The sequence below is a fragment of the Clostridium acetireducens DSM 10703 genome (assembly GCF_001758365.1).
GTDB classification, from domain to species: domain Bacteria; phylum Bacillota; class Clostridia; order Clostridiales; family Clostridiaceae; genus Clostridium_C; species Clostridium_C acetireducens.
In genome coordinates, this window is the sequence record NZ_LZFO01000017.1 from 1 (window position 1) to 20,674 (window position 20,674).

Below are 20,674 nucleotides of genomic sequence, written 5' to 3' on the forward strand. Positions count from 1 at the left end.
AAGTTATCCACAGGTGCAATAGCACCTTAGCTTTGCTATTATCTTTTTCTGAACAAAATAGTTAATTATTAACAAAAAGTAATGATTTTTAAATATAATTGAGGAAGTTTAATTGTGCAATTTCCTCAATTATATATTCTTTATTAAAAATCTTATTATCATCTACATCTACATATTTTATAATATTTTTTCTTTTTTCTATTTCCTTTAAAAAAATTTCATTTTGCTTTTTTATATTATTTATTTCATTACTTATATTAACTATTTCTTTAGTTAAATCTTCTTTTTCTCTTTCTTCAATTTTATTTTCTTCAAACTTTTCTTCAAGAAGTTTTTTATTATTTGAAATATATTTTTCTTTGTTGTTTAAAATATTTTTGTATTCTAATAATGTTTTATTTATAAAATTCTCATCATAATACCCCATTATATTTCTTTTAAAATTCTTTTTATATCTTTCATTAAATATTTCTTCCTCTTTTGAAAAAGAATTTATACTATTTTGAAGTTGCCCTTCTATTTTATACTTTTCTTGAAGATTTTTATTTATTTCTTCTATTTCTCTTTTTGCATTTTCTATATTTTCTTTTACACATTTTATATTTTCTTCATTTTCCCTTAAAACTCTTAATACTTTTTCCTTTTTCATTTCATAGTATTTCTTTAATGTAAAACCTATGTTTTCTCTTTCAGGTTCTAAATTCTTATTTTTTTCTTTTATAATTTGAATTGCATTTTCATATTTTTGTACATCTCTTGAAGCTTTAACATATTCCTCATATATCTTTGCACATTGTAGTATATACTGTTGTGTTTCTAAGGAATTTATATTATTTTTAAAACATTCAACTTTTCTTTCTAAGTCTTCTTTTTTTCTATGAATTTTCATAGATTCATCTTTAATATTATATATTTCAACTGAAATTTCCTCATATTGTATTTCTTTAATGGAGTTTTCTATATCTAAAATAATATTATTAAGATTTTCAAAATTCTCTTTTTCTAATTTAATTTTGTTTTCTAAAAACATAGTAAAATTCGCTATTTTATTTGCCAAACTATTACTATAATTTTTTTGCTCCACAAAAATATTTGCTGAATCTAATATATCTTTAGCACAAATTTGAAATTTCTCTATAGAATTTTTCTTTTCTATTTTAGATTGATTATCTCTATATTGATATATGTATTTTTTAACTATTTCACTAAAATTCTTTACTTTATCATCTTCTCTATTTATTTTGTCTTCTACAGTTTTAATAAACCATTTTTCCACAAGTCCTGATACATTTTTTGCATCTTTAAATAAATCTGAAAGTCCAGATTCCTTCATATTAATTTTTTTAATTATGCTTTCCCATTCTTTATGATTTATTTTATACTGCTTTAAGTTTTTAAAGTAGTTATTTATTTGAGAAGATGCAGTCATATCAAAATAATTAAATGTTGTATATTTATCTTTTTTTAGTTCCTCAAATAGCAATTTAGCATTAGTAAAGCTTTTAATTTTTTTAGTGTTTTTATTTTGTTCTACAATAGGGAAATTTTTAATATTATACTTATTATTCATTCCATATTCATATATGAAATTTATTATATCTAATTCTTCTGAAGAATCTTCATCAGAAACTACACTTCTTTTTTTTATCATCATACCTACTAATATATGACCAACACCTCCATCTAAAACCCATTCAGTTAAAATGTAAGTTGGAGAAGATGTAGTAAAATAACTTTTAAAGGCTCTATCTTTTAAATCTCTGTATCTTTTATTTACAAAAGGAGCCATCATCATTTGAACCATTACAGTTTTGCCTCCACCATTTCTAAGGCTTAATAGAGTACTCTTTCCATCTAGTTCAAAAATTTCATCATCTATTTTCATAGAATTATTATTGTAGTTTAAATTTATAATTCTAAAAGCATTAATTTTGCTCATGCTCGCTACCTCCTAAGGCTTTTGCCACTCTTTCATAATTATTTCTATTTAATATATTCCAATCCATAAAATTATCTAATTTAGGAGTAGTAGTTATCATATCATCTACTTCAATATAATTAATAAGCCCCTGATTCTCTAAAAAACTTAATATAGTATATATAAATCCTTCTTTAGTAGTTTTAGACTTTGTTTGCTTATCAGTACTTCTTAAAGCTTCCCAACGTTCTAATATATTAGTATAGGCAATGCCCATTTTATCTTGAATTTCTTCTAAATTTTCTTTTTCCACAGCTTCTTTTAATCTATCACTTATTATATTTAAAAGTTGACCACTTTTTAAAAAGTCTCTAGATTTACTACTCCTACCTTGAGAACCATAAAATTCTACTAGCAAAGTAAGTATAAGAAATTGAGATAAATAATAATCTTTTTGATTACTGTTTGATTTACATAATTCTTTTTTAAGTTCTGCTTTAGAATATCCTAAAAAATCATTATCTTCATTAGGTATAATATATATAACTCCACTATATTTTTCTACATTACAATCAAAATTTTCACCTTGTCTTTTTACTAAATTCATAATAGATTCATTTTCAGAATACATTCTATAAAGTTCCCTTTCATTTTCTTCTGAAATTTCTCCTTTTTGCAGTAAATAATAAAATATTATATTGCTATTGCTTATATCTTCAATATTATACATAAAACTACCTCTCTATTTCTTTATAGTAAAAAGTAAATCTGAACAGGTTACTGTTTTTACCATACCTTTGTCACTTGGCAATCCATAAAATCTAACTTTATCTTTATTAAATAATTTAGAAATATAAATATATTTAATATGTTTCAGATTTACATTTTCTTCTAATATATTTAATATAGTTTCATTTAATTGAAATTGAAGATGTCCATCAATTATTACTGATGCCCTTTCTTCTTTTAACTCTTGTATATCAATACACTTACATTTTAACATTTCAATTATTATTTCTCTAAATATTTCAACTGTAGGTACTAAAATTTCTTTAATACTGTTATCTTTTTTTATTTCATTAGCTATTTCACTTAAAGATATACGCCCTTTTTCATTAGTAATTTCCAAAATAAATTTTAATGAGTTTTTGTATTTTTCAAGCTTTTTCTTTTGTATTTCCTCTTTTTCTTTAATCCATTCTTCTTCTTCAAAACCTAACTCTTGGTCTTCATCTATTTCTTTAGATTTTATATTTTTTTGATACTGAAGACACTTGTTAATATTATAAAACTTATTAATAGGTGCTCTGTATAAAGGTCTCAAAATATAATCTATAGAATCCAAATTAAAACTATTTTCTATAACTTTATCATAAATATCAGTACTTATATTAAATCTTTTTATAAGAGACATAGCAGATATTTCTTCCAATTCTTTAGAATAAATACTTTTAAAATCAAAATGAGCATTTAATATCTTTTGCTGCTCCTCAATAGCTCTTCCAAGATATTGTTCTATAACACCTAAAAATTTTAAATTTTCCTGCTCTTTTTCATTTAATTTTTTTACATTTATATCTTGCATCTTAAGTTCTGATATTTTTTCATTAATCATTACTCTATAATCTTGAAACTTTTTTCTCGTATCTGCCAATGAGTTCATATTTTCCTCTAACAACCGCCTATATTCTTCTACAGAATAATTGAGAGCATTTTGTCTAATTCTTCTTATAGCTTCTTGCATCTTTTTAAGTTGTATTCTAAGTAAATTAAATATATTTTTTATGTCATCTACAGCTTTATCATAACTAGCTTTTTCAAGATGAAGTTTAAAAATCATTTCATGTATTGTAAGTTTCATATTATTTTCTATTTCCAAAGTACCTAAAATTAAGGAATATCCATCTTCTGTTAAATAATAAGAAGTTCTCCTTACAGCATCATCTATGTAAACTATTTTATTAGCAACAAAATTAATGTTAATGTCTTCGTAATCTCCTTTATAAAAATCAAATCCTTTAAAGTACATTGCTTTTCCTTCATCACAAAATATAGTATTTACTATAAACTCTCCTAGTTCTTTACACTGTTGTAAACTTAAAGGTTTTTTAAAAAATTTCATATTTATATCATCAATAAATCCCCCTATACTATCCATAGTGCAATATTCATCTTTTAGAGATTCTTCCATTATGTATAACATAACTGAAAAAATTAAATTAATGTATTCATAAGTTTCTTCAAATCCATAGCTTTTCCATGTATTTTTAAACATACTATTTTTACATATAAGAGCATATGCTCCTACCTTTTTCATTCTTATATGAAAGTCTTTGAGAAAATCTATATTCATGGTCAATCTCCTTTAAAAATCAGAAATATTTAGTATCTCTTCAGGTATATATTTACCTCCTTCAAGTATATCTAGTATTTTATTTTTATATTCTACTGTAAATTCTTCTATAAATATTTTTCCTATGTTTCTATTTTGACCTTCTTTTGTATCTGGCAAAATCATATTTTCTTTAATATATTTATCTATCATAAATTTATATCCTTTTACAAAGGGTTTTATATTAAAATTATCCTTAAAAATTTCGTATAAACCTTCATAAATTATAATTCCCTCATAATCCAAATCTCCTAAATATAATATTTTATTACATCTATGTAAAAGATAAGGTTCTACACAATATTCAAAATCCTTAAAAGTTTTATATATACTTTTTCCACCACCATATATTAATGTAGAAATTTCTTCTCCTAATATATTATTATTGCCTTTTATCATATGCTTTCTCATACTGTAGAATGTATCTTTATTTTCAATAATTAATATCTTTTGAGGTGAATTTTTATGGTGGGAATAATAAGCTAAAGGTTCTGTGGTACTGTATATATTTAAAAATTTTCCTGATACATTAAGATTTTTAAGTATCCTTTTACCTCCTTCTTTAATTAAAAATTTCTCCCTTCCCCAAATTTGAAAACTTCTTTCATTAGCAGATACCTCTGTATTTAATAACTCCTGTTTTTCATCAAGAAATTTACTCAATTTAATTACGTAATTCCTATCCCTTTTATATTTATCTATATTTTTCATATAATAAGTTTTATCTAAAATAATATTTAGTTTGTAGCAAAGTTCATTTATGTATTTTGAATTATCTTCTTCTTTTTTTTCAATATTATATCTATTAAAAAGAGATGGTTTTTTCCCATTTTGCTTACTGCTTTTTATAGGCGTTATTACTCCTTCATTGATTAATTTTATTACTGCTTCTACTAGTTTTTCATAATCATCTATTTGAAGATATTCTTGTATTTCATAAATTTCTATTCTTTTTTTATTAAGGTTTCTTAAATCTTTCATATATACCACCTTTTTTCTACACATACTATAAATATATAATACTATTATACATAATTGTGTTATATATTTATAGTATGTGTCAAGTTAAATTGAAAGAGAAATAAAAGAAGAGCTAGGTTGTTCTGTAGCCCATTTGCTATTAAACGGGCTACTTCTGTTTTGCCTATTCCAGATGCTCCAAATAAAAAAATTGAAAAAACCTTCTGCTCCTTTAATTTATTTAAGGCAATGAAATTTTCAAGACAATATTTAAATCGTTCTTTGAAATATTCGTGTCCAACATGTTATTTCCATCATAATAAAATGGTACATAAGAAGAAAATAAGTACGGGAAAAAATTTATTGTATCATCTGACGACTTTTGATTAGCGACTGGGCGAGTGGCACTTTTTATTATTTTCGAGGTAGTCTCACTGCTTTGGTTTTGGCGTATCCCTATATCTTGAAGATAAGTAAAAGTATTAGAGGATATAGATTCTTCTTCAACAAGCCCCTTATAAACACCAACAATTGATACATGGCCAATTAGCAAATCGTTAATGCAATATTTGTTTTCAAACTTATTTTGTATTTCTAAAGGAATCTTAATAATAATTTCTGCAACTGCATCTTTTATGTTGTCATCAAAGACTGTTCCTTTAAGAATATAAGCATAATCCTGAAGCATAGAACTAACTAAATTATTTAACTCCACACCTTCAATCCGAACCCCTTTTAAAGCATCTCTCCTTAAAATAAGAAATTGCCTCAGAAGAAACAGCAGCTTTAATTTCTTTGAAATATACTGACACAACTAAAAATACAATTCTAGGAATTACCATTGGTAAAATAAATAAAGCAGGGATAATACTTAATAGTACCATTCCTGCTTTAAAATAAGCTTTTGCTCTGCATGTTCAAATTATTTTATATTATCTTAATTCAATATGAATTTCTTTTCCTAAGCCTTTTGCAAGCTTACTAAGAAAATCTAAAGAGGGATTGTAATTACCACTTTCAAGCCTGCTTATATTTGATTTTTGAGTTCCTATACGTGAAGCTAATTCTTCCTGAGTAAGATTTAATTCCCTTCTCGCTTTTATTACTTCAGAAATAAGTTCATATCGTGGTTTTAACTTCTCATATTCATCTTTGAACTCATTATCTTTCATAAGTTCTTCCTTGATTATTGAAAAATTAACACTTGCTCTACTCATCTTCACACCTCTTTTCAAAATCATTTTTATATTTTCTAGCTTTTTCAAGATCTGCTTTTGGGGTTTTATTAGTCTTTTTTAAAAAACCATTTAATAATACAAAAGTATCTCTATGGTAAGTGAAATAAAATATTCTTGATGCATCTGATCCTAATTTTATCCTTAACTCATATATTCCTTTATATTGTTCCCCTTTAATAGGTTTTACATAAGGTTCCTTCAAATAAATTCCATGCTCTTTTAAAAGCTCTATTTCACTGTATGCTTTTGCCCTCATTTTAGGTGAAAGCGATAATAAGAAGTCCATTACAGGGATGTTACCACTTTCTCTTTGGTAAAATTCAACTTTCCATTCCACTTTTTCTTCTTCCTTTTTATAATATATGAATTTCTTAATTAAATGTTATCACATACGATAACTTCAGTCAATATATTTATTTTCTATATTCCACAGGTTTAGTAATCTTTATTACTGCTGCCATGGATATAAATATAACTGTTAAACAAACTGCAAGTATTGCCTTTCCAATGCTTGTGAACACCAAAATGTCGTACTATTCCTTATTTAGAAAATACATAAGTGGTATATTACCTATTAAAAGTATGGTCATGGTTATAAACTCCTTCATAGGTTCATAGAGTAAATAATCTAATTAAGTGAGTTTCATACTGATCTTTATCTAACTTTCTATTTATAGGACATAATAAACATCTCAATAAATTTTTAACTGACTCTACTGATTCTTCCTTAATATTATCTATATACTTATTAAACCATTCATAGTAAGGAATTTTACAAAATGGATAAACTTCATCGTTACTAATAACTAACTTAAACCACTCATCCAAGTTATTATAATTATTTGTATAATATATTGAATTATATTCCCACATAAACATCACCTACATTCTAACTTTTTGTTTATATTCATATATTTTTTGTCTTTATTAAGAATAATATACAATAATCAACTCTTTAATCTGCCATATACACTCCACAATGATATAAAAAAATATTAAGTATATTATGTCCGTAAATAATCCTGCACTTTATATTTCAGTAATAATTGCTGAAAAATCAGTTTTCATACCTTTACTTATTAATTTTATAACTTTACCAGTTAAGTCTTCAACTATAGTTGTAAGCCATAGGTAAAGTGTAGGAAAAGTTACTGCTATAGCCAATGATTTTTAAAAAACTGTAAGAAATATTAAAGTATCTGCGTCTGCATCCCCTTCTGTCCAAAGTATATACTGTTCAAATCCTTTCTTTAAGAATTTAAGTACAATAAGTGATATGCCAAAACATAAAAATATATTAAATACTTCTGTAAATCCATTGGTGCCGAGTAAAGTATCCATATATTTTTCTGCATGAAAATCTATAGGCACAAGGTCGTTTAAAAGTGAATTTACATACACAAGACAACCACTTAATATTCCTGCAATTAGCATTACAAGTAATTCTTCCAAGATTATCACCTCCAAAAGATTAAAGGGCTTGAAATTTAAACTCACAAGCCCTTTGAAAAGTTACTTTAAAACATCTCCTTTATTCTTTGAATTAAAGTTGGAAAAACTGTATCCTTAAATAATAGATATAATCCACCAAGTGCTAATGCTCTATTACTACTGACATTAATATCTTTACTGCTGTATCTACTTATTAAATTTAAAGTTGCTGAAGCTATAACAGCACCTATTCAAGAAACTATTGCAACTACAATTTTGCTATTCCATTTTTTCTGATCCATTTCATCAGCAGCACTACGCCTTATAAAGAAATATATTATAAGAACACCTGAACTATTGGTGCAAGAATCATAAACCATGTAGTTACATCATTAATAAGCTTTTCTGTACCTTTTACAAGCTTACTACTCTATACACTACTACTAGCATAAACAGTATAACTACTCATGAGTACAGTAAATATGCTAATAATTAATGTTCAGGTCTTTTCTTTTATTTTTTTGAATAAATTTTTAATCTTCATTGCTGTATAGTTCCCAGGCTTTTTTGATATTTCCTCAAGAGTTTCTATATCATCTGCCTGAAGATAAATCCAGTTTTCACAATTCCCTTTTATGGTCTTTGCCACCTCCTTTCCATACTTATCATCAAACTGGGCAAAACTCTGTAGAAATAAATTAAACCTGATTCCTCTGCCATCATCAACGGTTAGCTTATTTGAGAAATCAAGTATTGTAGCAAAATTTCCAAATTCATCAAGTAAGAAATTTACTCTGTTTTTTAATCTACCACCTCTTTCATCTGCACTTTTTATAAGTTCTGCATAATGCTGAGATACAAACAAACTTGCTAATGTATAATAAGTAGTTTTCTCATCCTGAAGTATTATGAATATAGCTCTTTTTTTATTGCCAGTTTCTTTAGGATCATAATCACTAACATTTGACATAGAATTGATTAAAGGATTTGTAAATAATCTTAGAGTAGTAAGAGCTGTTGTATAAAAGCTTCCCCATCTGTCCACATTCTCTCACCCTTTGCTTCTCCTATAAAATAAATCTTTTCACTTCCTTTATGATTTTTGCAACCTAAAACTATCCCACCCTGCGGTAAAAAAGCTTTGCTAAATTCACCTGAACATTTTGAGTTTTCAACTTTGGACTTTCTTTGAATATCTCCTTTTTGTCCTTCCATGGTAAATTGTTCTTTGCCTTCAAAACTTTTTTCTTGTTCCTTTTCCTCTTCATCTTCTCTTTCACTTTTTTCATTCCATCCTTTCTTCATTTCTTTTAAATCATCATATCCTTGTCTTATTAGCACCTTTACTGTGATGTCATTTGCATTTAGAATAAAGCTATTAAAAGCTGAATCCTTCTCTTTTTCTAGCCATTCTGCTGAACCAAATTGTTTTTGTCCTGCTGGCACTGGTGTTGAAATTTTAGGTGTTATTTCTCTTAAATCACTTTGATAGGGCTTGTTATTTGCTACATAGTAGAACATTGAAAATAAAACTATTAATCCATCAAGACATAAAAAAAGCAGTAAGTGCTGTTTACTTACCGCCATGCTATGGATACAAATTATTAAACTTGGAATTTTTAAAACTGCCATTTGCTTTGAAAGCAGTTGATGAATTATTGTTGAAAAATAAAAATTAAATAAAATACCACTCACTAATATGAGTAAGCTTATTAAAAGTTTTTTCTTTTTGGATTTCATGGAGCAAGCCTCCTTTCTCAATTGAGTTTTAATTATAAAAATAAGACCTACACGTGGTAAGTCTTAAAATTTTATCTGCTCTATTAATTGTAGTTTGTTGGTTTATTCAAGTTGTTATGCTATATCTCATTGAAGATGTGTTTTTTATTTTTTCTTTGGCTTAAATAAAGCACTGTACGCTTTAACATCCAGGTCAATGTCATAAAGCTATGATTCAATATTTTGTAAAAATATTGAATCATAGCTTTATGACATTGTCTCTCTGGGTTATAATCTATATTTTCACTTTGAGATTTTAACTCATCACTTCCTATATTAATATCTAATGAAAACTTTCTAGAACAACCTTTTTTATTTGAAAGCATTTCTATTTTATTTCCCAGTTTAAATAATGATTTTTTTATACCTAACCCCGAAATACGTTTTCCATCATTTATACCTATTCTAAATATTTCTTTATCTGTTATGTTAATATTAATTCCGCCACTATTATCACTTATTATTATTAAATTTTCAAATATATTTATATTAATGTGGCAAGGATTTTCACTTGTTGTTACTTCTTGTCTAGCTTTTATGGAGTTGTCTATGAATCTACTTAAAAATTTTGATATATCCTCTTTCTCTACCAAATGTCTTTTTAAGAAATTTTTATCAATAATAACTTTACTGTAATTAGCCATAATTCCTCTTTCATATAAGTAATTTAATATTACTATATGCAAAGAATTTTATTTTGCTACTAATATATATTTTTACTTATTATTAAAGTATTCTTTTAATTTTTTACAAGCCTCATAATTTAAATTGTAATATTGTTTTATTGACATAACATTTTTGAAATATTTTTCATAACATTTATCTATACAACAAAATATAGGTCTATTTTCATAAATTGAGCACTTATTAGTTTCATTTTCAAAATATTTGCACGTTCCATCTCCCCTATCTAAATGTTTATAAATATCATTAGTTGATACTGATCTACAACAACATCCACACATATCACAATTAAACATTTTAACTTAACCTTCTTAGAAAATCTTCTCCATTTTTTAAAGCTTTTTTACTTTCAGGCATTAATTCTCCCTTTTCATTTAATAATGATGTATCAATAACTACTTTTATTGTTTGTGCTATTTGTACACAAATATAGATATTGTTTTTCATACTATCTGGATATGTATTCCAATTTGTACCACATGTTTCAATTCCATATTTTAAAATTTCTATAGAATTAACAAAATATTTATTAAGTTTATTTAATAATTTACGTAAATTATTTGCTCTAGTAGAAATACTAGATAACATTGTTACTATAGTTTTGCCTTGTTCTTCAAATTCCTTTGCCTTATCAGCATTTGATTGTGCATCATAGTATGCTTTTTCTGCTTGTTTTGCAAAAAGAGCTCCTCCTATTGCTAGCGCTGGACCTGCTACTATTCCACCAAGAACAGCCATTCCTCCAACCATTCCAAAGCCACCTGCTGATAGTGCACCTCCACCTAACCACGCTAGTGTTGCATTAGTTGCAGCTACTCCTGTTAATGATGAAAGTGCAGTTCCTGTTGTGGCTGTAACTAAAAGACCTCCAAGTCCACCCATAACTATATTATAAGTACCAAATGCTAATAAGGCACCTCCACCTATAGCACTTAATCCATTAACCGCAATTTCTTTTGCTTCAAATGATGCTTTTTTTAATTCTTTAAATTCTGAACTTTGAGGATTAAAGTTTCTTAATTCATCTATTCCATCACTATCTTTTAAATTAATATTTTTTATTTTTTCAAAATTAATTATAAAGTCATTTATAGATGTACTTAATAATTCAATTTTTTTTCTCCCTAAATTTTCTATAAATGTTTTAGTTCTGTCTTTTGCTTTTTCTATGGACTTTTCTGTCTTTCTAACTATTCTATTTGCTTCTTCATTAATACTTTTTGCTAAATCCATATCGTTTTTAGCATCAATTCCTTTTTTTACTCCTACTGCACCAGTAGCAAGTGCTGCTGCACCCAATATAAATGGTATTGGCATATTTATCCCTCCTAAATTAATTATAATATTTAAAATTCAAGACTTGATGTATCATCTTGCATAAATCTATCAAATTGATCAAAATTTTTAAATTGTAATGTTGATCCAAATTGAATAGCAATATTATTTAAGTCTTGAGTAAATAAATTAACATCATTATTTTTAATAGCTGCATCCATTGTGTTAAAGCTATTCTCAAATATAGCTTGTCTATTTTTGAAATATTTATCAATAAATACTTCAAATTTTTTCCTCTCTTCTTGCATTGATTCAATAGATGCCATACATAAAGAATGTATAGTTTCATATCTTTCTTTTGCAATTCTAACTTCATTTAATACTTTCATTGAAGCATTATATATGCTAGAACTTGTCATGTATCCAATCATTCCACCAACTGCTGTTCCTATTCCTGGCAAAATTGCTGTTCCTACTGCTGCTCCTAAACTTGCTGCTAACATACCAGTTCCTTTTTCACCTAATTCTTCAACCAATTCAATTTCATCAAGTTCACCTTTAGCATATTTTTTTATAGAATTTACTACTTGTAAAGTAGTACTAGCAATCATTGATGGAAAAGATGTTTTTGATAAATTAACAAAAACGCTATTACTGCTAGATGCCATAAATCCTCTAATTGCAGTATCACTAGCACCTGTTATATATCCTAGTACTGAACCTTTTGCTACATCAACTGCTGAATCATATAAAGCCTCAGAAATTTCCTTTTCTCCTCTCATAATATAAACAACATTTCTTGATACAGATAAAGTTCCTGATATTATAGCTACCCCTTTAGCTTGTTCGATTCCACATCTATGTGATATCTTAGCAACATTTTTAACAGTAGCTAATTTAGGATATTCTCTTAAAAACATTGCTTCCCTTGATGTAATTCCACTATCTTTTATATTTTTACTTACTTTTTGATACTTTTGGGCTTGTTGTTCTAATTCAATTGATTTATGTAAATTTCCTAATTGTTTTTGCTTAGATGATTCATCAAATAGCTCTTTTGCCTTTTTTTCTGCAAAATTTTTTGCCACAGAATATTGTTCTTTAGGTATTAGAATGTCATTATTTCTATATCTATCCCATTTAGGATGTACTAATTTCTTTACTAAATTTTCTGACCTTCTTTTTATTTCATCTGCAGTTTGATATGCACCACAAAATTTCATTTGGGCTCCCCATTTTGGATCCTGTCCATCTAGAACAACATTACCATTAATATCTACAGCTACAACATCAAATCTAGTATCATTTCCTCTTCCAACATCATTTGATCTGCTTATCCTACTATTATTTTTATTTATTATATTTTCAGCATTTGTTTTACTTACATAATCTACTTCTGCTGAAAAACCAGCTTGCTGTTTTAAATTCTGATACTTAAACTTTTCATTAACTTTAGATTCTGAAATTTGTTTTAATCCTTTTTTTATTAGATTATTATTACCGTCATATGTTCCACTATACCCTTTTATATATTCGCTTGCTGCACTACCATATCTTTTTAGTTGTTCTGTATTCATAGTTGCATTTATTATTGTATACATATTAATATCATTTTTTTGAATATATTTAAGAGTCTTTTCAATATCTCGTTCATTAGATTCATAGTATTTTTTTACTTCATTTTTATTCAAACCGGTTTTAAGTTGTATATCGTTAATACACTTATTATCATATTCACTAAACATAACAACACCTCTTTATTTCCTTTATACTCTATAAGTTAATATATAATTAATTGTTTTTTACAATATTATCATTTATTTATCTAATTTCTATATGTTTAGATGCTAATACATTTTTATATTATTTTTGCCTACTCAATACTTTTTAACAAAAATTATCTGTTTCCAATTTATCTGGCTTTGAATATTTACATATATTTAATATTCTATAAATCTTGTATTTTACCTCCTTTTTATCTAATTTTTCCCTAAATTTTTTATATAAATATTAAATATTATATACTACTTATAAATAACCTAAATCTTTTCATATTTAATAAATTATTTTAATACCATTTTTTAATAACTCATAATTTATGTAACTACCATCTTAATTACTGATTTTATGGTTATTCAATTTGACTTTAACATTAGACAAGTTTAATGTTAAACTATATATTGTAGAAAATAACATAAAACTAAAGCTAATATTGCAGACTTGAGGTGAAATAATTATGACTTATATTGAAAAAGGTTCAGATGAATTCAAAAAAACCAACATAGCACTTTTTGCAGGTGGTTTCAGTACCTTTGCAATTTTATACAGCACACAACCACTACTTCCTTATCTTTCTAAAGAATTTCACATTTCTCCAGCAACCTCCAGCCTTTCGCTTTCAGCTGCAACAATTGCACTGGCAGCAAGTATTCTCATAGTTGGCTCTTTATCGGAGGCATTTGGTCGAAAGTCAATAATGACATTTTCAATGTTTTCGGCATCCATACTAGCAGTACTTACAGCATTTGTTCCAAACTTTCACTTTCTTTTGATGTTGCGCATACTGCAAGGTTTTGCTTTATCGGGATTATCTGCTATTGCCATGGCATATTTGAGTGAAGAAATTGAGCAAAAGAGTCTTGGAATGGCAATGGGAGTATTCATTAGTGGAAACTCTCTGGGTGGAATGTTTGGACGTATTATCATAGGAGTTCTCACAGATATTTTCAATTGGCGTGTTGCCCTTTGCAGTGTAGGTGTATTGAGCTTGATAGCAAGCATATTGTTCGTAATTGAACTTCCTCCGTCAAGACACTTTCAGCCACGTACTCTGGAAATATGGAAATTATTCAAATCCTTGCTCAGCCATTTGAAGAATCCCAAATTGCTTTCTCTTTTTGGCATTGGATTCCTACTATTGGGAAGTTTTGTTTCATTATATAATTATATAGGCTTTCAATTGATTGCTCCTCCCTATTCACTGAGACAGACACTTGTAAGCTTTATTTTCATACTCTATCTCATGGGAACCTTCAGTTCTACTTGGATGGGACGTATGGCGGACAAGCATGGGCAGAAAAAAATGCTTTTGAGTGCACTTTTTATAATGTTTGTTGGTATATCAATAACATTGAGCATCAGCCTAATTTTAAAGATTGTAGGCGTTGCCCTTTTAACCTTTGGTTTCTTCGGAGGTCATTCCATAGCCAGCAGTTGGGTTGGACACCTTGCAACTCATGACAAGGCACAAGCTTCTTCACTTTATCTTTTCTTTTATTATGTAGGCTCAAGCATAGGTGGCACTGCAAGTGGAACCTTCTGGACTTCATATGGATGGAGTGGTGTAGTTGGCATAATCATGTGCTTTATCATATTGGCTTTTATACTTTTAACTAGACTTTCGCCAAATAAAGCAAAATAAAATTCATAGGCACCCATTAAAGAGGTGCCTTACCTAAACCCCTATAAAAGCATAATACTACCAACATATAATAGTTTATAAAATTAATTATGATTATTTTCTTCATAACAAATAATAGGCGTTCCACGTTCTATATTATCAAAAATTGTTTTAGCTAAATATAATGGGGTATTTACGCATCCATGTGTTCCAACTCTTTTATATATATCCCCTCCGAAAGAATACATCCAGCTTGCATCATGTATGCCTATATTTCCATTAAAAGGCATAAAGTAATTTACTTTAGCTTCATAAGTTGGACCTCTTAAAACTGCCTTTTTTTGTTTGTAATTAAGTATATACGTTCCAGCAGGAGTGGCATTCCCTCTATGAGGATTACCTGTTACTATTGGACCTTGAGTTATAAGCTTTCCATTTTTATAAAACCATAACTGTTGTTTTGTTATGTTAATTTCTACATAAGTATTGCCTATGTCGTCTTTATCCCTACATACAGCTTTTTGAGTATATATAGGTTCTTTTTTGAGTACTTCACCACCTTTTATATTTTTTAATAATGCTAGTGCCTCACTAACACAATTAATTTTCCATCCATAAAATCCTCCCTTAACTTCGACTATTTTACCTGTAGATGTTTTAATTTTTCTTGCTACTCCAACTGTATCATATTTTTTACTCAATGCTTGCACATATTTTAAAACTGCTTTGGGTTTTATTACTACTTCTAAATTTTCATCAACATTAATCCATTCATTTATTATATTACCATCTAATATTTCATTCTTATTTCCAAATGTATAAGTGATTTTTGTTGATACATATTTATTTAGCAAATTTTTGGTTTCAGAAGTTTTAGTAGAACTTACAGTGTACTTTGGCTTTATATAACAAAGTTTTTCATTTAAACCTAATTTTTTTTCTCCTTTTAGTATGCTCATTTTTATAGCTTTATTTAATTTATCTTTATTTACCTTATTTCCATATACTTCTTTAACTACCTTGTATGAACCATTTAAATACTTAAAACTTACATTTTTAGGTTCTGTAATAACTGTATTTAAACAGTTTAATTGATTTATTTTATTTTGCAATTCATCTTCATTGTAACTAAATAAATCATTCACATAATATTTTTGATCCTTTAATAATGAAGTAATCCATTTAAGTGAATTTTTCCTATGATAAATTTTAGAAATGCTATTTTTTTCATTATATTGCACTCCTACATCTTGCCCTATTATTTCTTCTACTTTTCCATTTCTCTCTACTAACTGTAGCTTATAACCTTTAATATAACTTTTAATTATATTATCTGCATCTTTATGTGCTTTTAATGACACATTTACTCCGTTTATTACTGTATTAAAAAAGAAATGCTTAGAAAAGTATACTGAAATAAGTAAATAAAATAGCAAAATTAAAGCTATTAAAATACTAATATTTACTGTATCCTTACATTTAAAAAACTTTTTTATGTTAATATTTTTCATATGGCTTTATACCTTTCGTGAAAATGCTTTCATTTAAATATAATAACTAATTTAAAATATGTTTCTATTTTTGACTTTATAACTAATATATAACTTACATTAGAAGGATATTATTTTAAATTTAAATGAAAGTAATAAAAAACCGCACCTATTTATGGTACACCGTATCATACTAAAGTGCGGTTTTATCAAATCTATAAATATCAATTTATAGGGATATTCATTTTGCTAATCTACAATATTAACTATCCCAGAATGTATCAGATTGTTCAAATTTAACCAAGTTAATATCAACTATACCAACATTTTCAAATACATTTTTCAATGCACTATATGCTTCTTTGTTATACCAATATACTGTCCAATGAGTACTCTGATTTACGCTCTCAATTATCTTATGTAAGTATGGAAGGTCCACTTCCCCACCTGACCACCCAATAATAACAACATGATTCACCAAATTAAGTCTTTCAAAGAAATTATAGTTTCTATTAATCTGCTCATCTGTGTCCTTATATATTGCTTCAAGGTAGTCTGCCACAGCATCTTGTACACTCGCCTCTGCTTCAGCATACTCGTCATCAGCCTCTTTTGCCCATATCCTATGTTTTTTAATGTCTTGCTTGTTACAATGTCCCATTATTGGATCTATAGTACAAATCGAAGAAACTCCGCCATGTATATGCATAACATCATCAATGCCATAAACCTTTTCTAACACATCTGTATAATTAAAACTCATAAAAATATCTGTACTGTTTATCAGAAACATGTTTAAAGGCTTCAATTTATCAGTATTAATTGTCTCAATCCAATCTTTTACATATGAGTGCAGTTTTTTTACACCTCCAAATTCATCCTTCCAATAGTAATCCATATGATCCCGAATTCCAATTTTGGGCATTCCTTCTGTAACAGATTCAGACATTTCAAGCATTTCCATCGTATTAGGATTACCTATGTGGTGTTCAAACACACTCCACAAATTATGATTTACAGATTTATTCCATCTTTCTTGTGCTTCTTCCGTATACCATGGTTCTGTATCATCAAGAGACTGAATATTATATCTGGATTCAAAAAACCTTAAAAACTCCGGATCTCGTTCTTCAATATACTCTCTCATTCCCCAATAATTTGTATTTAAACCATGTGCCACATCAAACCCATTTCCAATAATATATAATGTCTTCATATTAACCTCTCTATTCATAATATTACATTAAAACATTTTTCAAATACTATTAGCATTAAGTAATACCTATATTGATAAGTTGATTATTCACCATAAGATTCATTAACTCTACTACAAGAAATAATCTATATTTTATGCTGTCCACATTATTAGAATGAAAATTCTTTACTATTAACGTTCCCCCCCAAACCTAAATAAACTGTACTTCAATAGACAAACATATTTTTCATGATTATTATAAATCATATCACGTGGAATATTTTTCTCATACTCCAGATAGCAGTCAATTATATCTACAACTTTTATTTCCTCATAATTAGTCCTACAAATCAGAATTTGTAGGCTTGTTTTACTAGTGAAATAAAAACCGCACCTATTTATGGCACGGTTCTCTATTCATTATCCTAAATTTTATACATACACATAATCATTCGCTACTGGTTGCAAACCACGATCTTTAATTGCCTGATACACTTCTTCTACAGAACGTGTATCTGCAATTTCAAATTGATCATCTCCTACTTCTTCTGTCTCTTCAACATGACTTCCAATTCCAGTACTAACACCAGCTGAAATCTTCGTAGCCGCTAAACCAATTACATTATCGCGGAATCCAGCACGTTCTCTTGTTGAAATAGTAATACTCGCAAATGGCATAAAGAGACGATATGCTGTAATAACTTGCAAAAGTTGTGGTTCATGAACATCTTTAGGATTAATTTTATCATTATTAATAATTGGTCTTAGTCTTGGACAAGAAAACGCAATTTCTGCATGTGGATATTTTCTTTGAAGAAGATATCCGTGCAATCCTGTGGCAAAAGCATCTTTACGAAAATCATCCAGTCCAAGTAATGCAGCAAATCCAACGCCACGCATACCACCTTTTAATGCCCTTTCTTGAGTATTAGCTCTATATGGGAATATACGTTTATGTCCTGCCAAATGAAGAGTCTCATATTTATCTGAATTATAAGTTTCTTGGAATACAGTAACAAAATCTGCACCACATTCATGAAGATATTCATATTCATCAGAATTCATAGGATATACTTCTAAACCTACCATCTTAAAGTATTTACGTGCTATTTTACAAGCCTCTCCTATGTATTTTACATCTGACATTTTTCTGCTTTCACCAGTAAGAAGCAATATTTCTTCTAAACCAGTTTTAGCTATAGCTTCCATTTCTTTTTCCATTTCTTCAGAATTTAATTTTGCTCTACGTATTTTATTGTGACAGTTAAATCCGCAGTAAATACAATAATTTTCACAATAATTAGCAAGATATAATGGTGTAAACATATAAATTGAATTACCAAAATGCTTTCTTGTCTCCTGCTGTGCTAACTGAGCCATTTCTTCTAAAAATGGAGCAGCTGCTGGAGATAATAAGGCTGCAAAATCTTCTACTGTTCTAGAGTCATGATTCAAAGCTCTTCTTACATCTGCCGCTGTATATTTATCATAATCATAGGCTTCCATGCTACTAATAACTTGTTCTACTATATCTGATTCTAGCACTTCCATTCCTGGCATATATTCCATATGATTTGTACGTTTTTCACTCATTATTATCCCTCCTACTTTTCTAAAAATCCAGTTAATGGTGAAGATGCAGATGCACCCTTGTCCAATACACGACCTAAACCTGAAAGATATGCTTCACGTCCAGCTTCAATAGCCTTTTTAAAAGCACCTGCCATAACTGGAATATCACCAGCAGTTGCAATTGCAGTATTAGCCATAATAGCTGCAGCCCCCATCTCCATAGCTTCACAAGCTTGTGATGGACGACCGATTCCTGCATCAACAATAATTGGAAGATCAATTTCATCTACTAATATTTTGATAAATTCTTTTGCAGCTAGTCCCTTATTAGAACCAATTGGTGATGCTAGAGGCATAATGCAAGCTGCTCCAGCATTAACTAAATCACGTGCCACATTTAAATCTGCATGCATATATGGCATTACAACAAATCCTTCTTTTGCAAGAATTTCTGTAGCTTTTATTGTCTCATAGTTATCTGGAAGTAGATATTTTGAATCGTGAATAATTTCAATCTTTACAAAATCTCCACATCCTAATTCTCTTGCTAATCTTGCAATTCTAACTGCCTCTTCTGCATTTCTCGCTCCAGATGTATTAGGAAGCAATGTTACACCCTTTGGAATATAATCTAAAATATTATCTTTTCCGTTAGTGTTAGCACGTCTTACTGCTAATGTAATAATTTCAGCTTCTGCACATTCTACTGCTGCCTTAATTAAATCTAAATTATACTTTCCTGATCCTAGGATAAATCTGGATGAGAACTCATGTCCTCCAATTGTTAACATATCTTTTTTCATTATTATTTCCTCCTTTAAACGTCTTCAACTCTAATTTTAATTTATCGTCTTTGTCATACTAAGATGACATATACTATACTAGCCTCCAGCTACAAAGCTAACTACCTCTAGTGAATCATCATCTTTAATAATTGTGTGGCTATATTTATCTTTCGATATTATGTTACCGTTGAGTTCAACGGCAATTCTATCTAGCAAATATCCTTCGCCAATAAGTAGTTTATCTAAATATATTCCATTTTCATTATTTACTTTTTTTCCATTTAACTTTGCCATTTACTCACCTCATTTCTAAGCATAATCAAAAAAAGGTCACACGAAGATTTACACCCGTGGTGGTGTACCCCTTCGTGTGACCTCTTTCACACTCTACTGGTATTCTATCATCACTTTACATTGTTGTCAAATTATTTTTATTATTCGATATCTTCAAGTTACTGTTACTTGACACTTAAAAGAATGCGTGATATGATGATAAAAATTGCAAATAGGAGGAAATATTATGAATTCCAAAATTAATATAATAATTTCAAAATC

Annotated in this window: 18 protein-coding genes and 3 pseudogenes; 1 reads left to right on the forward strand and 20 read right to left on the reverse strand. The window is 28.1% G+C overall.

The genetic code is table 11. The annotated features are described in order from the left end of the window. Positions 1–88: 88 nt before the first annotated feature. From CLOACE_RS06700 to CLOACE_RS06780, 15 genes and pseudogenes are all read right to left on the reverse strand, one after another. On the reverse strand, positions 89–1,939 hold the full coding sequence (locus tag CLOACE_RS06700; protein ID WP_070110337.1) for a coiled-coil domain-containing protein: 1,851 nt from the start codon (positions 1,937–1,939) through the stop codon (positions 89–91). Further along, positions 1,926–2,648, reverse strand: coding sequence for a DUF6063 family protein (locus CLOACE_RS06705; protein WP_070110338.1), 723 nt, complete (start codon positions 2,646–2,648; stop codon positions 1,926–1,928). Before CLOACE_RS06705 ends, CLOACE_RS06700 begins: the two co-directional genes overlap by 14 nt. Before the next feature lie 12 nt (positions 2,649–2,660). After that, a complete protein-coding gene (locus CLOACE_RS06710; protein ID WP_070110339.1) occupies positions 2,661–4,271 on the reverse strand; it encodes a hypothetical protein in 1,611 nt (536 codons plus the stop codon). Positions 4,272–4,283: 12 nt separating this feature from the next. After that, positions 4,284–5,291, reverse strand: a complete 1,008-nt coding sequence (locus CLOACE_RS06715) for a Wadjet anti-phage system protein JetD domain-containing protein (protein ID WP_070110340.1) — start codon at positions 5,289–5,291, stop codon at positions 4,284–4,286. A gap of 220 nt (positions 5,292–5,511) precedes the next feature. Then, the gene (locus tag CLOACE_RS06720) at positions 5,512–5,985 is read right to left on the reverse strand and encodes a hypothetical protein (RefSeq protein ID WP_070110341.1); all 474 of its coding nucleotides are present in this window, start codon (positions 5,983–5,985) and stop codon (positions 5,512–5,514) included. 217 nt (positions 5,986–6,202) lie between these two features. Beyond that, positions 6,203–6,487 (reverse strand): helix-turn-helix domain-containing protein, encoded by a 285-nt coding sequence (locus CLOACE_RS06730; RefSeq protein ID WP_070110342.1) that lies wholly within the window; start codon positions 6,485–6,487, stop codon positions 6,203–6,205. Further along, positions 6,480–6,845, reverse strand: coding sequence for a type II toxin-antitoxin system RelE/ParE family toxin (locus tag CLOACE_RS06735; RefSeq protein WP_070110343.1), 366 nt, complete (start codon positions 6,843–6,845; stop codon positions 6,480–6,482). Before CLOACE_RS06735 ends, CLOACE_RS06730 begins: the two co-directional genes overlap by 8 nt. A gap of 275 nt (positions 6,846–7,120) precedes the next feature. Beyond that, positions 7,121–7,381, reverse strand: a complete 261-nt coding sequence (locus CLOACE_RS06745) for a hypothetical protein (RefSeq protein ID WP_070110344.1) — start codon at positions 7,379–7,381, stop codon at positions 7,121–7,123. Between the two features lie 156 nt (positions 7,382–7,537). Further along, positions 7,538–8,005, reverse strand: a pseudogene (locus CLOACE_RS12075) (conjugal transfer protein TrbL family protein). Positions 8,006–8,025: 20 nt separating this feature from the next. After that, positions 8,026–8,150 (reverse strand): annotated as a pseudogene (locus tag CLOACE_RS11970) (DUF6133 family protein); the annotation flags it as partial. A 336-nt stretch (positions 8,151–8,486) separates the two neighbouring features. After that, a pseudogene (locus CLOACE_RS12110) lies at positions 8,487–9,679 on the reverse strand (type IV secretory system conjugative DNA transfer family protein); the annotation flags it as partial. 119 nt (positions 9,680–9,798) lie between these two features. Then, positions 9,799–10,362, reverse strand: coding sequence for an ATP-binding protein (locus CLOACE_RS06765; RefSeq protein WP_070110347.1), 564 nt, complete (start codon positions 10,360–10,362; stop codon positions 9,799–9,801). 72 nt (positions 10,363–10,434) lie between these two features. After that, the gene (locus CLOACE_RS06770) at positions 10,435–10,698 is read right to left on the reverse strand and encodes a YkgJ family cysteine cluster protein (protein ID WP_070110348.1); all 264 of its coding nucleotides are present in this window, start codon (positions 10,696–10,698) and stop codon (positions 10,435–10,437) included. A gap of 1 nt (position 10,699) precedes the next feature. After that, on the reverse strand, positions 10,700–11,719 hold the full coding sequence (locus CLOACE_RS06775; protein ID WP_070110349.1) for a hypothetical protein: 1,020 nt from the start codon (positions 11,717–11,719) through the stop codon (positions 10,700–10,702). A 29-nt stretch (positions 11,720–11,748) separates the two neighbouring features. Continuing rightward, positions 11,749–13,422, reverse strand: coding sequence for a glycine zipper 2TM domain-containing protein (locus CLOACE_RS06780; RefSeq protein WP_070110350.1), 1,674 nt, complete (start codon positions 13,420–13,422; stop codon positions 11,749–11,751). Between the two features lie 491 nt (positions 13,423–13,913). On the opposite strand from CLOACE_RS06780, the gene CLOACE_RS06785 reads away from it, so the two are divergent. Next, entirely contained in the window at positions 13,914–15,098 is a 1,185-nt protein-coding gene (locus CLOACE_RS06785; protein WP_070110351.1) for an MFS transporter, read from the forward strand. 83 nt (positions 15,099–15,181) lie between these two features. Here CLOACE_RS06785 and CLOACE_RS06790 read toward each other — a convergent pair whose 3' ends face one another. From CLOACE_RS06790 to thiS, 5 genes are all read right to left on the reverse strand, one after another. Then, on the reverse strand, positions 15,182–16,438 hold the full coding sequence (locus CLOACE_RS06790; RefSeq protein WP_242866416.1) for a L,D-transpeptidase family protein: 1,257 nt from the start codon (positions 16,436–16,438) through the stop codon (positions 15,182–15,184). A 391-nt stretch (positions 16,439–16,829) separates the two neighbouring features. Next, positions 16,830–17,783, reverse strand: a complete 954-nt coding sequence (locus tag CLOACE_RS06795; protein ID WP_070110353.1) for a bacteriophage abortive infection AbiH family protein — start codon at positions 17,781–17,783, stop codon at positions 16,830–16,832. A gap of 411 nt (positions 17,784–18,194) precedes the next feature. Next, positions 18,195–19,355 (reverse strand): 2-iminoacetate synthase ThiH, encoded by a 1,161-nt coding sequence (gene thiH / locus CLOACE_RS06800; RefSeq protein WP_070110354.1) that lies wholly within the window; start codon positions 19,353–19,355, stop codon positions 18,195–18,197. Positions 19,356–19,366: 11 nt separating this feature from the next. After that, entirely contained in the window at positions 19,367–20,137 is a 771-nt protein-coding gene (locus tag CLOACE_RS06805; protein ID WP_070110355.1) for a thiazole synthase, read from the reverse strand. A 78-nt stretch (positions 20,138–20,215) separates the two neighbouring features. Then, complete coding sequence (thiS, locus tag CLOACE_RS06810) at positions 20,216–20,413, reverse strand: sulfur carrier protein ThiS (protein ID WP_070110356.1); 198 nt, start codon at positions 20,411–20,413, stop codon at positions 20,216–20,218. Positions 20,414–20,674: the final 261 nt, after the last annotated feature.

Coding starts and splice junctions, on each gene's coding strand:
- CLOACE_RS06710 (WP_070110339.1), bottom strand. CDS start 4,271: ATGAATATAGATTTTCTCAAAGACTTTCATATAAGAATGAAAAAGGTA.
- CLOACE_RS06770 (WP_070110348.1), bottom strand. CDS start 10,698: ATGTTTAATTGTGATATGTGTGGATGTTGTTGTAGATCAGTATCAACT.
- CLOACE_RS06805 (WP_070110355.1), bottom strand. CDS start 20,137: ATGAAAAAAGATATGTTAACAATTGGAGGACATGAGTTCTCATCCAGA.
- CLOACE_RS06705 (WP_070110338.1), bottom strand. CDS start 2,648: ATGTATAATATTGAAGATATAAGCAATAGCAATATAATATTTTATTAT.
- CLOACE_RS06775 (WP_070110349.1), bottom strand. CDS start 11,719: ATGCCAATACCATTTATATTGGGTGCAGCAGCACTTGCTACTGGTGCA.
- thiH (WP_070110354.1), bottom strand. CDS start 19,355: ATGAGTGAAAAACGTACAAATCATATGGAATATATGCCAGGAATGGAA.
- CLOACE_RS06745 (WP_070110344.1), bottom strand. CDS start 7,381: ATGTGGGAATATAATTCAATATATTATACAAATAATTATAATAACTTG.
- CLOACE_RS06730 (WP_070110342.1), bottom strand. CDS start 6,487: ATGAGTAGAGCAAGTGTTAATTTTTCAATAATCAAGGAAGAACTTATG.
- CLOACE_RS06700 (WP_070110337.1), bottom strand. CDS start 1,939: ATGAGCAAAATTAATGCTTTTAGAATTATAAATTTAAACTACAATAAT.
- CLOACE_RS06785 (WP_070110351.1), top strand. CDS start 13,914: ATGACTTATATTGAAAAAGGTTCAGATGAATTCAAAAAAACCAACATA.
- CLOACE_RS06780 (WP_070110350.1), bottom strand. CDS start 13,422: ATGTTTAGTGAATATGATAATAAGTGTATTAACGATATACAACTTAAA.
- CLOACE_RS06795 (WP_070110353.1), bottom strand. CDS start 17,783: ATGAAGACATTATATATTATTGGAAATGGGTTTGATGTGGCACATGGT.
- CLOACE_RS06765 (WP_070110347.1), bottom strand. CDS start 10,362: ATGGCTAATTACAGTAAAGTTATTATTGATAAAAATTTCTTAAAAAGA.
- CLOACE_RS06715 (WP_070110340.1), bottom strand. CDS start 5,291: ATGAAAGATTTAAGAAACCTTAATAAAAAAAGAATAGAAATTTATGAA.
- thiS (WP_070110356.1), bottom strand. CDS start 20,413: ATGGCAAAGTTAAATGGAAAAAAAGTAAATAATGAAAATGGAATATAT.